Here is an 11,281-nt window from a genome sequence, read left to right as displayed (position 1 = left end):
CAGATGGTAAACATATGCGTATGTCTGCCCTATGCAGATGCGTGGCATATGGATATGCTGCGCATATTCTGTTTTCTCATTTTTCCACCGCAGATCCGAAAACTCCCAAAGGCGGAAGTAACTAACAGCAGTCTGTGTGAAAATACGGGGAGCAGGTCACCCGTCATACGGGAGACTCGCAGTTTGGACACTTTATGTTAATTGAAGACATAGGCATCAAAGACAAATAGGTCCAATACTCGCCATTCTTAATTAATCGTGTATTGCATGTACCACAGTGGGTATACACGGTAAAGTGTGTACACTCATTGCACCGATACCAACGCTTTTGATTATTTGAACTCATTGATTTCGTTACATCAACTACTTTTTCAGACCCGCAAGAAACACAAAAATTCACCGCATGAGTATCATCCGATGCTCCTCGAAAAGATGTATTGTCTTCAATGCCGTACTGTAGAAACATCCCTAGCATACGTTGGATTTCATCAAGATAGCGTTGCGACTTCATTGGGTTTGCACATACTGCACCATAGTTTGTAGTTTGGCGTTGATGGTGTGCAGGTTCCCAATCAAACATGGATAGTTCGCCCAAATAACTGTCTTTCGCCCATTCCTGTGGAGAGACGACTTTCTCAACCGCATCTAACACGGGGTGAAGAACAAACACACTGTTCTCTTGGCATTCGCTATAATCTTTGCCGTTGTAAAGTTCATGGATAACCCCACCGATCCCACCTCTTTGCTTGAGATAGGCAGCAGAATAGTACTTTGCATCGACGACTAACCGCTTTGAAATCTGGTTACCACTTTTGGTAATCGCTTCTACATCCAAAACAAAATCAGGGCGCTTACCATTTGCTAAGAACGGTTCGTATTGCAGAGTGATAGCTCTTGAAACACTTGGGTTGAAAAACTGAATGCTGATTTGTTCTTCATTGCCTTGAATATTCGCAATCAATTTTCGTTTCCAGTTGTCCTCTGGCTGATAGCGGAATGCCTGAGTCAGCACTTTGATGATTTGCAGCAAACACCAGCGTTCATAAAGTAGTGGCATGTTGACTAACCCAATCGCTTCGATCTTCTCCAGCGAAAGCAAAATGTCCTCATCGGCCAAGCCAATCTGCTCTTTTAACTTTTTAAAACCCGAGTGAACCGCTTGATAGGCAGGGTTTTGCACAAAAGTCATAGAGTTAGGAAAGGTGCTTTTACTTTTGACTTTGCATTGACGCCATTCTTTTTCTATTTGCTGGAAAGGTTTCAGTTTTGGCTCAAGCGCTTTGTGTACGATTCCCACCTTTTCATGTTCAGTTGCGAAATAACCCAAGCGCTTATTGATGGTAGCACGTTCTTTTTCCTGTTCAGCGAGTTCATCTGTTGTCAGCTTCGCTTGCCAATCCTTTTTACTTAGAGCAATGCCTTTGTTACGCAATTTAGTGAAATTTTCTTGCTCTCTTTGAATAGAACGAGACTCTGGTAATACGCAAATTCGTGAGATGTATTCTGGATACAAGACCACCGCTTTTCCCCTTCTTAACGGTAAAGGGATCTTCGCTTCTATCTCATAGTCGCTATAAGATTTAAACAAGCTGGCGTAATGATCTCTAGAACTAAAAATGGTATATCCATCTGGCTCAAACTGTTGCCAGTCATCATTTTGCGATGGTTTAATTTTAGCCCACCACTCATTCTCAGAGCCTGTTGCTTTTTCCAATCTTAGGTAACCTTTTTCAGAGTAACTTCGAGACAGATTAACGTTGATTTTCGCTAACTGTTCCGATAACTCGGCATTGATTACTTCTGTATCAAAGCGCTTTTTAAGTCGTTCTAAGTCTTTAACTACTAGGTCACGGTTGATAATACGATAGTCTTTTAAACTGTCTAAACGCTCATTGAGCTTTTCAATAGCCCCAGAAAAACGACTCTTTTTGCTCTCAGCCACCTTAACCAATTGCTTTACAATGCTCAGCGTGCTCGAAACCACATACAGCACATACTGGTTTTCTGGCACGTTGTAACTCGGCTCAGATGCGCGGCTCGTTAAATGCTTACGCGAACCTTTGGTACAAATCTCCATAAATGTACGTGGAACAGGACGTACTTCTTTTGCTGGCTTTAACGCTTGAATTTCTTTCAGTTCAACTTTGGGCTTTTTGAGGATGGTTTGTGCATTGCTAAGAATTGATGCGACTAATGACAGCGCTTCTTGGTCGATGGCTGCAACCTGTGAATTTTTAGCGTCGCCCGTGATATGACTACTCTCATCGAGGATCAACTCCCACAGGTCCGCTTTAAAATCTGACAGGTAACGTGAAAGATCCGATTTAGTCTGTTCGGAAATATCAATATCAAGCTTCAGTGTTGAGCTGCCAATGACAAACATGATTTGGCCAGCAGTCCTTCGCGCTTCACTGCGCCAAACCCGCTGTTTTGCATCCCAATGGGCAGGCTCAACCCACCACTCCTCATTAGAAGCGGGATCGGTAATCGACTCTAACTGCCTTCTCTCACCATTGGGCATGGCAATGTAGGGCGGTGACTGATCACCCTGCTTAGTTTTTATCGCAAGTTGAGCAAAACGCAGTTCATCGACCTTTGGGTAAATGGTGGTGTGCGCGGAAAAGGCGTTGTTTCCCGTCTGCTCAAGCTTTAGCGAGTACTCCGACTCGCTAACACTGACTAAGGTTTGCTTATCGTGCCATTTGGTCTCGATAAACTTGATAACGAATGGAGCTTCCATGATTACGCCCAGTAGTTCACAACGCCATCATTCGATTCAGCCGTTTTAACTAAACGCTCTATCGATTTGGTGCATGAAAACTCCGCCGCTATTTCTACTTGGTTGTCCAGCAGCGACTCAAGGCGAGGTAAGAATACACGGCTAACAAGCTCAGCTTTACTGTAATCACCCACTTGCTTATCGCCATCAAATGTGAATTTTGGTAGCACCTTATGAACGATAAAGTTGTTGATGGCCAGAGACTTATTATCGTTTACATCGCTAAATAAACTTACATAGTTAAGCCCTTGTCGAATAGTTCGCATACCAAATTCCACGCCAAGCGGGTCGAAAACATCGCGGTTTAAAGTCGTAAATAACTCGCAGAATTCATTCAAACGTTCAAATTTCGGATAAGGGGTACGCTCACCAAGCTCTTCAATATCAAACACTAGCGGTAAAGTAACGTCGTCGAGCCCGTAAGAGTCAATCTCATCAAAAATAGCATCCCAGTCGGTCAGCAAAGGACTCTTGAACTTCATCACGTGTGCACGATCAAGTATTTTTGGTGAGAGGTAATGGGTTGTTTCGTCGATGTTGATAGCACCAATAATTCTTACGTTCGCTGGAATCGTGATTGACGAAGGCGTGCCGAGAACACCTGCCAACATACGTCTGATATCACCGTGGTATTTAATCAGTGAGTCTTTATCGCTAAAGCCAAACGCGCGCTTCATTTCAGCGTTAATTTCTTCATCTTGCATGAGCGCAACGAAGTCCACGATGCCATTTTTGCTGAACTTTTCTTGCGCGTTAGAAATGACAGAAACAACCCCTTTTAGCTCGGCAAGAACGTGTGCAGCTTCATCATCCGAGTAAAGTTGAATGGTCGGTTGCTCGTTACGCTCCTCTAGCTTAGAAAGAAAGTCGGCAAAGTAATATTCAACTCGGGCAAGGTTCATTTCGTCTAAACAGATGAAGTATGGGATATCTGGGTTTTGCTTAGCCTCGATCAATGCCTCAAGAAATGGTGTCGCCAAATATTTCTTCTCCAGGGGATTGTAATAGCCCAGCAAATCTTCTGAACTAGTCCAGTTAGGCTTAACCGGAATGATCTTAGATACCCCACCAATAGCCTTGGCAAACGACTGAACCAGGTTTGTTTTGCCTGAGCCTGAGTCCCCCGCCAGAATGATGAGATCATTGGTGCGAATAAGCGTTAGGAAGTTCTCGATAATATGGCGAGGGTACAGGATGTCTCGTTCTTTGAGGTACGCTAGAATGTAAGAAACTGCATCGCTGTAGTTTGAATAAAGGGCTTGTGAAAAAGAGATATGTTCACCACGCTCCTTATTAGACAAGGGGCTTCCAACAAAAGAGTCGAAATCTTCCTCATCCAAAAACTCAAAACTCTTCAGGAAGATGGCTTTCTCTTTGATGAAATCTGTTAGTTTCTCGACTTTTCTTGCCATACTTTCCTCTACTTTTCGGCTCTTTTCGATAATGACGTCTAACTCAGCTTTGCTTTCCTGAATCTTCAGATTTAGCCGATGATTATCATTATTTAGTTCTTCATTTCTCTTGATTGAGCTTTCAAGCTCTGTCGTTGATGCTGTGATTTTATCCTGTGTACTTTTGAATGCGTCTGACAACTCCGCCAACTTGTCAGTCATATCCTGTTGTTTTTCTTGCAACGCTGCCTCTAACGCTTCTGTTTCTGAGGCGATTTTATGTTTAACGCGCTTAACTTCTGCGTCATAAATAACTTTGCGTAGCAGTGTTTCATCTTCATTTTGAATTAGGGCTTGCCGATCTAAATTAGGTAATGCATCGGGCAGATAGGTCAAACGCTCAACCGTCTTATCATTGACGGCTAATAGAAATGGGTTGTTTTTTTTAGCTCTTTGCGGGATGGATGCTAACATCAGTTCACAAGCAACCATCCCTTTAGTGTCATTGCCTAACACTATTTTTGCTACTGATGGGGTTAAAAACACACCTGATTGCAATTCATGCGAATCAGCCAGAGGGTATTCTATGCTTTGGTTGCCACTAAGAGTTTTTGCGTTACGGATACCAGCCCAGTTCCCTGCCTCGTTAATACTCAGTTCACCCCAGACATCAATTTTATGATTTTCCAAGCCCCAACTATCATAAAGGCGTTGGTAAAGCTCTTCATCAGAGAGCCCTTTAACCTCTTCAAGGTTGTAGATAACTTGTTCTAAAGCCATGATTTCTATTCAAACAATAAATAAAGGGATTACCTACGTGTTGCAAACTCAACACATCTACATCTCGAGAAAAACAGGTTTAGTTTTGCTTCTTATCTAGCACTTTTTAGCGAGATAATCACCAACGAGCATTTCAATAAATTCTTTAAGTTCCTGATATTAAACACCATAAGTCTAATATGGCAACAGTTTCTATAATCGCGTTTCGCGAATCCGTGATATGAGCACCAATGTTGACAGTGCCACTTACCACTACACAACTTCATATCGCGTCTACTCTATTGCTAACACTTTCGAGTGATCCGTACCAGCAAAAGTGGACACTTCGCTAAGAAAGTCTGGGGTCAAGTCTTGCAACGTGCACAACGTGCTTTGGCAAGGTCTGCTTTTGGCACATAAGAAATATTCAGAAATTTCGAATACTACATTAGCTCACTCACTTTACTGCAAAAACCGTAACCAACGTTTTCATTGAGTCACCCGAAACCATAACAAAGTGCATTTTGCTACCAACATGCTGCCAAAACTCGGCCTCTTGTGCATATTTTTTGGCTTTTTGGATAGAGGCACTTTCTGGTAACTGGGTTTTAGTTAGCCTTGGGCATAGCAGCTTTGTGCGCAAAGCCTTCCAAGGATGCTTAGGTACACCGTCTGAAAGCCGTTGTCAACAACGGGTAAAAAGTGATCCACTTACCGCCACCACCAACGGTTTAATATTGATCCACCTTGTTTACTCAGGATTAGCTTCAGCGATAACCCCGGCCTTTCGTTTCTGCTTCAGTCGATAGCTTTCCCCTTTTATTTGCACGACGTGTGAGTGATGTAAGATCCGGTCCAGCATCGCCGATGTCAGCGCTGCATCACCGGCTAACGTCTGATCCCACTGCCCGAACGGCAGGTTGGAGGTCAGGATCATCGCGCTCTTCTCGTAACGTTTGGCGATGACCTGGAAGAACAGCTTGGCTTCCTCCTGACTGAACGGCAGATAACCTATTTCATCGATGATAAGCAGCTTCGGGGCCATGACACCACGATTGAGAGTCGTTTTGTAACGGCCCTGACGCTGTGCAGTGGACAGCTGTAGCAGCAGGTCCGCTGCTGTTGTGAAGCGAACCTTGATGCCCGCCCGTACTGCTTCGTAGCCCATGGCTATCGCCAGATGCGTTTTTCCCACGCCCGATGGCCCCAGCAACACGATGTTTTCGTTACGCTCTATGAAGCTCAGGGATCGCAGCGACTGGATTTGCTTCTGAGGAGCGCCGGTGGCGAAGGTGAAGTCGTACTCCTCGAACGTCTTTACCGCCGGGAAGGCTGCCATCCGCGTGTACATCGCCTGTTTACGCTGATGCCGGGCCAGTTTCTCCTCATGTAACAGGTGCTCCAGGAAGTCCATGTAGCTCCATTCCTGATCCACCGCCTGTTGCGACAGCGCCGGCGCTGCGCCGATAAGACTGTCCAGCTGGAGCTGTTCGGCAAGCACCATCAGCCGTTGATGTTGCAGTTCGACCATCATGCGGCTCCTCTGCAGAACGTGTCATAGATGGAGAGCGGATGATGCAACGGCTGCCTGTCGAAGGTCATCAGGCTTTCATCAACCTGCACGTCATACTGTTTTTTCTCCGGTGGCAGTGCCAGCATGGATTGCTGTTCCTCCACCCAGCGATCGCAGGGGCGGGTCTGGATAGTTTCATGCTTACGTTGATTGGCCACATCGTACAGCCAGCGCAGGCCGTAACGGTTTGCGGTTTCAACATCGACGGTGATCCCCATCGGACGCAGGCGTGTCATTAACGGGATATAGAAGCTGTTGCGGGCGTACTGCACCATCCTCTCCACCTTGCCTTTAGTCTGCGCCCTGAAGGGACGGCACAGGCGGGGAGAGAAGCCCATCTCTTTGCCGAACTGCCACAGGGAAGGATGGAACCGGTGCTGCCCGGTCTGGTAAGCATCACGCTGCAGCACCACCGTTTTCATATTGTCGTACAGGACTTCCTGCGGTACACCGCCGAAGAAGCTGAACGCATTGCGGTGACAGGCTTCCAGCGTGTCGTAGCGCATGTTGTCGGTGAACTCGATGTAAAGCATTCTGCTGTATCCCAGAACAGCGACGAACACATGCAGGGGTGACTTGCCGTTTCGCATGGTCCCCCAGTCAACCTGCATCTGCCGTCCGGGCTCGGTTTCGAAGCGAACGACCGGTTCTGCCTGTGCTGGCAGGGTCTGTTTACGGATGAACTCTCTCAGGATAGTAAGCCCTCCACGATAGCCCAGCTCCATGATTTCCCTGGCAATAACGGTCGCCGGGATTTTGTAGGGATGCGCATCGCTGATCTGCTTAGAGATGTAATCACGGTATTCATCGAGCAGTGATGATGGTGCCGGGCGTAGTGAATACTGCGGCTTTTCAGATTTGGCTTTCAGGTGGCTGCGGACAGTATTGCGCGAAATACCCAGCTCCCTGGCAATGGCCCGGATACTCATTCCCCGCTTGTGCAGGACTTTAATTTCCATACGAATCTCAAAAGTGATCATAAGCTCCCCTGTATTCAGAGGAGCAGATTAACCCCGGGATCAATTTTCAACCGCTGGGGTGGATCAGTTTTGCACCGTTGGTAACAGCTCTGTCACGATGAACTGCGGCGTAAGAAAATCAGCGCGCTTATCCCCCCCGAAAAGGTGCGGGTTACTGGCCCGGTGAATATGCAGACCGTAACCGTGCAGTGGCTAATCAGCGAATGACCGGGAGTAATGCGCGGTGGAAATGGACAACAGATTACAACCGTCGCTCGATAGCGGAAACGGCGATGTACCGGGTAAAACAGCTGTTCGGGGGTTCACTGACGCTGCGTGACTACGATGGTCAGGTTGCGGAGGCTATGGCCCTGGTACGAGCGCTGAACAAAATGACGAAAGCAGGTATGCCTGAAAGCGTGCGTATTGCCTGAAAACACAACCCGCTACGGGGGAGACTTACCCGAAATCTGATTTATTCAACAAAGCCTATTAAAATTAGACATGCTTATGGCTCACATTTCCAGATAGTATTTTGCACCCCACTACCTTTCGGTAAGTTCGGGTTCATATTAGCGCTATGGAGATAAACTGCTTTCGATTTGCCATATTGCTGGCACGCCTTAACAGCAGTGTTATGCAAACTATCCAGCCCGTACCAAGCATCGGACTGAATACTGACCTTTTCACCATCATTATACTGGACTGCTGCGCACCCCGACAGAGCACCTATAATCACAACACCTATAAACAGTCGAATCCTTTTCATTGCGTTCCCCTACGATTACTGAGGCGGATTATAGGGTATGCAGCAAAACCTTTCGAGGCTTTGTTGAATAAATCGAACTTTTGCTGAGTTGAAGGATCAGATCACGCATCCTCCCGACAACACAGACCATTCCGTGGCAAAGCAAAAGTTCAGAATCACCAACTGGTCCACCTACAACAAAGCTCTCATCAACCGTGGCTCCCTCACTTTCTGGCTGGATGATGGGGCGATTCAGGCCTGGTATGAGTCGGCAACGCCTTCATCACGAGGCAGACCTCAGCGCTATTCTGATCTCGCCATCACCACCGTTCTGGTGATTAAACGCGTATTCCGGCTGACCCTGCGGGCTGCGCAGGGTTTTATTGATTCCATTTTTTCTCTGATGAACGTTCCGCTACGCTGCCCGGATTACAGCTGTGTCAGCAGGCGGGCAAAGTCGGTTAATGTCAGTTTCAAAACGCCCACCCGGGGTGAAATCGCACACCTGGTAATTGATTCCACCGGGCTGAAGGTCTTCGGTGAAGGCGAGTGGAAAGTCAAAAAGCATGGCCAGGAACGCCGCCGTATCTGGCGTAAGCTGCATCTCGCCGTTGACAGTAAAACACATGAAATCATCTGTGCAGACCTGTCGCTGAACAATGTGACGGACTCAGAAGCCTTCCCGGGTCTTATCCGGCAGACTCACAGAAAAATCAGGGCAGCATCGGCAGACGGCGCTTACGACACCCGGTTCTGTCACGATGAACTGCGGCGTAAGAAAATCAGCGCGCTTATCCCTCCCCGAAAAGGTGCGGGTTACTGGCCCGGTGAATATGCAGACCGTAACCGTGCAGTGGCTAATCAGCGAATGACCGGGAGTAATGCGCGGTGGAAATGGACAACAGATTACAACCGTCGCTCGATAGCGGAAACGGCGATGTACCGGGTAAAACAGCTGTTCGGGGGTTCACTGACGCTGCGTGACTACGATGGTCAGGTTGCGGAGGCTATGGCCCTGGTACGAGCGCTGAACAAAATGACGAAAGCAGGTATGCCTGAAAGCGTGCGTATTGCCTGAAAACACAACCCGCTACGGGGGAGACTTACCCGAAATCTGATTTATTCAACAAAGCCACCTTTCGAGTGGAATATGAGAGCCAAAACAGCCCAAGAACAAACAGTCATTGGGTTGAGGGATCTACCGCGCACCCTTCGAATCTCATCTGAGTATCAGCGCCACAACAATGACGACTAATAGCACCAGATCTAGCAGCAGCCCCGCCAGTCGCCAGGCAACAAGTAACGCGATAGTGAACAACACCCAGAAACACAGCCTGCGCAGCATGATTATTTACCGTTGGTGCCGAGCACCCGGCTCAGGTTTTTCAACAGGACAGTCGAGGCCGTTTCCAGCATGTCATCACCCGCATCGGTATTGGCGATCACCAGCGTCTTAGTGCAAGGAACCTTCACCTTCGAATCGCTCAGCCAACCGGATTCGGTCACCGCCTTTTTCAGTTCGTACACAGGTTTCCCGTTAGGCAACTTATGGTAATGGTGCCAACTTACTGATTTAGTGTATGATGGTGGTTTTGAGGTGCTCCCGTGGCTTCAATTCCCATCAGTTGTCCCACTTGTTCAGCTACCGAAGGCGCCGTGCGTAACGGTAAAAGTACTGCCGGACATCAGCGCTATCTCTGCTCTCACTGCCGTAAAACATGGCAGCTTCAGTTCACTTACACCGCCTCTCAGCCCGGTACACACCAGAAAATTATTGATATGGCCATGAATGGCGTCGGATGTCGCGCCAGTGCACGCATTATGGGCGTTGGCCTCAACACGATTTTACGACACTTAAAAAACTCAGGCTGCAGTCGGTAAACTCACGCATACAACCGGGCAGTGACGTCATTGTTTGCGCGGAAATGGACGAACAGTGGGGTTACGTCGGCGCTAAATCACGCCAGCGCTGGTTGTTTTACGCGTATGACAGGATACGGAGGACGGTTGTGGCGCACGTATTCGGTGAACGCACGCTGGCCACGCTGGAGCGTCTTCCGGGCCTGCTGTCGGCCTTTGAGGTCGTGGTATGGATGACGGATGGCTGGCCGCTGTATGAACCCCGCCTGAAGGGAAAGCTGCACGTTATCAGCAAGCGTTACACTCAGCGCATTGAGCGGCATAACCTGAATCCTTGGCCGCATCTGGCAAGGCTGGGACGGAAGTCACTGTCGTTCTCAAAATCGGTGGAGCTGCATGACAAGGTCATCGGGCATTATCTGAACATAAAACACTATCAGTAAGTTGGAGTCATTACCGATCATCATGAGATTACAGTCGTACACAGCAACCTTTCAAAAAATCAACGCTCATTCAAAAAATAGTTCAGGATTTATTATCAGCAAGCATCGCTTTCATTGTCTATGACTATATATGGCCAAAGTAAAAGAACAGTAGATACATCACATTTGCATGTATTTTAATGAGTAACTATATTCATTTGTAATAAAAAATGTGGTGCCGGGTGCCTCCCGGTAAGCCGCCGCCAGCCCACGGACGACTCGCAAAGCGCAAAAATGATTCAGACTGGATATGCCCCTCCGCATAGGGGGATTCACCACATATACAAATTAACATTATAACAACATTTCTTCAATGCTTTATGGCTGTATGAGAGGTACTGATTGAATGCATCTCGCGGATGACCCTGTAGTATCGCCGGAAATCAAAAAAACCGCAAATTACGGGTGCTGGGCAAGCGCCTGCCGGTACGTATTCAGACAGATAACGGCAGCGAGTTTATCTCGAAAAGTCTGGATAAATGGGCGTATGAGCACAGGGTCACAATGGACTTCTCCCGCCCTGGAAAACCAACGGATAACCCGGTTATTGAATCATTTAACGGCAGTCTGCGGGATGAATGCCTGAACATTCACTGGTTTCTCTCGCTGGAAGATGCGCAGGGCTTTGTTGAATAAATCAGATTTCGGGTAAGTCTCCCCCGTAGCGGGTTGTGTTTTCAGGCAATACGCACGCTTTCAGGCATACCTGCTTTCGTCATTTTGTTCAGCG

General features: G+C 47.5%; 7 protein-coding genes and 3 pseudogenes. 4 read left to right on the top strand and 6 right to left on the bottom strand.

Annotated features, from left to right (window positions below; genetic code table 11):
- Positions 1-163: 163 nt before the first annotated feature.
- The 5 genes and pseudogenes from ACLH1I_RS25965 to istA all read right to left on the bottom strand — a co-directional run bounded on the left by ACLH1I_RS25965 (position 164) and on the right by istA (position 7,482).
- Positions 164-2,740 carry a nuclease domain-containing protein gene (locus ACLH1I_RS25965; protein WP_411302949.1) on the bottom strand — a complete coding sequence of 859 codons (2,577 nt, stop codon included), beginning with the start codon at positions 2,738-2,740 and terminating at the stop codon, positions 164-166.
- A gap of 2 nt (positions 2,741-2,742) precedes the next feature.
- Complete coding sequence (locus tag ACLH1I_RS25960; RefSeq protein ID WP_048298723.1) at positions 2,743-4,950, bottom strand: AAA family ATPase; 2,208 nt, start codon at positions 4,948-4,950, stop codon at positions 2,743-2,745.
- A 436-nt stretch (positions 4,951-5,386) separates the two neighbouring features.
- Positions 5,387-5,614, bottom strand: a pseudogene (locus ACLH1I_RS25955) (hypothetical protein); the annotation flags it as partial.
- A 66-nt stretch (positions 5,615-5,680) separates the two neighbouring features.
- The gene (gene istB / locus ACLH1I_RS25950; RefSeq protein WP_048298722.1) at positions 5,681-6,463 is read right to left on the bottom strand and encodes an IS21-like element ISSen3 family helper ATPase IstB; all 783 of its coding nucleotides are present in this window, start codon (positions 6,461-6,463) and stop codon (positions 5,681-5,683) included.
- Positions 6,460-7,482 (bottom strand): IS21-like element ISSen3 family transposase, encoded by a 1,023-nt coding sequence (istA, locus tag ACLH1I_RS25945; RefSeq protein ID WP_048298721.1) that lies wholly within the window; start codon positions 7,480-7,482, stop codon positions 6,460-6,462. Before istA ends, istB begins: the two co-directional genes overlap by 4 nt.
- An 84-nt stretch (positions 7,483-7,566) precedes the next feature.
- Here istA and ACLH1I_RS25940 point away from each other — a divergent pair.
- Both ACLH1I_RS25940 and ACLH1I_RS25935 read left to right on the top strand, forming a co-directional pair.
- A pseudogene (locus ACLH1I_RS25940) lies at positions 7,567-7,895 on the top strand (transposase); the annotation flags it as partial.
- A gap of 423 nt (positions 7,896-8,318) precedes the next feature.
- Complete coding sequence (locus ACLH1I_RS25935; protein WP_167877593.1) at positions 8,319-9,287, top strand: IS5-like element IS903 family transposase; 969 nt, start codon at positions 8,319-8,321, stop codon at positions 9,285-9,287.
- A gap of 269 nt (positions 9,288-9,556) precedes the next feature.
- Here ACLH1I_RS25935 and ACLH1I_RS25930 read toward each other — a convergent pair whose 3' ends face one another.
- Entirely contained in the window at positions 9,557-9,736 is a 180-nt protein-coding gene (locus ACLH1I_RS25930; RefSeq protein WP_007372130.1) for a hypothetical protein, read from the bottom strand.
- A gap of 78 nt (positions 9,737-9,814) precedes the next feature.
- Between ACLH1I_RS25930 and ACLH1I_RS25925 the strand changes: the two genes are divergently transcribed.
- Both ACLH1I_RS25925 and ACLH1I_RS25920 read left to right on the top strand, forming a co-directional pair.
- Positions 9,815-10,512 (top strand): IS1 family transposase gene (locus ACLH1I_RS25925; RefSeq protein WP_225579900.1). Its coding sequence is split into 2 segments (ribosomal slippage): positions 9,815-10,064 and positions 10,064-10,512, totalling 699 coding nucleotides; the frame shifts between segments, so codons are not numbered across the junction.
- A gap of 459 nt (positions 10,513-10,971) precedes the next feature.
- Positions 10,972-11,184: pseudogene (locus ACLH1I_RS25920) on the top strand (integrase core domain-containing protein); the annotation flags it as partial.
- Positions 11,185-11,281: the final 97 nt, after the last annotated feature.

The organism is Klebsiella sp. 1SOBk10mer, from assembly GCF_046602535.1.
In the GTDB taxonomy this organism is placed as follows: domain Bacteria; phylum Pseudomonadota; class Gammaproteobacteria; order Enterobacterales; family Enterobacteriaceae; genus Klebsiella; species Klebsiella quasipneumoniae.
This window is presented reverse-complemented; position numbering and strand designations above follow the sequence as displayed.

Bases quoted from the DNA above. Each gene is read 5' to 3' on its own strand.
- ACLH1I_RS25965 (WP_411302949.1), bottom strand. From the start codon at position 2,740: ATGGAAGCTCCATTCGTTATCAAGTTTATCGAGACCAAATGGCACGAT.
- ACLH1I_RS25960 (WP_048298723.1), bottom strand. From the start codon at position 4,950: ATGGCTTTAGAACAAGTTATCTACAACCTTGAAGAGGTTAAAGGGCTC.
- istB (WP_048298722.1), bottom strand. From the start codon at position 6,463: ATGATGGTCGAACTGCAACATCAACGGCTGATGGTGCTTGCCGAACAG.
- istA (WP_048298721.1), bottom strand. From the start codon at position 7,482: ATGATCACTTTTGAGATTCGTATGGAAATTAAAGTCCTGCACAAGCGG.